The following is a 319-nucleotide window of genomic DNA, read 5'->3' as shown; positions in this document are numbered from 1 at the left end:
AGCTTCATCAGGTAGTTGGTCACCACGTCCTGGCGGCGGGTGGCCAGCAGGTCGAGCAGGGTTCGCTCCTCAATGTTGGTCAGAATGCAGCGGTAGCGCTTGTTCAGGTATAGCTCGTCAATGCCCAGGATGCGGGGCGTCTCGAAGCGGTGCCAGCGCCCCAGGAACTCGGCGCGGGCGTTGAAGATGTCGCGCACCGTCTTCTCGTCCAGGCCGGTCTGTGCCGCCACAAAGGTGTAGGGGTGGTTGAAGGATTCCTTCTCCACGTACTCATGCAGCCGCAGTGTCATACGGAATCCGTCCACCATCTCCGGTAGCT

Annotated in this window: 1 protein-coding gene; it reads right to left on the bottom strand. The window is 61.1% G+C overall.

The annotated features are described in order from the left end of the window. A partial coding sequence (locus tag ACTRWE_RS19330) for a transposase family protein (RefSeq protein ID WP_462880551.1) occupies positions 1-319 on the bottom strand: 319 nt, incomplete at both ends.

The organism is Pseudoalteromonas sp. G5_S1_54_S4, assembly GCF_054968565.1.
The sequence above is the reverse complement of the archived record's forward strand: the minus strand, read 5'-3'. Positions and strand labels throughout refer to the sequence as shown.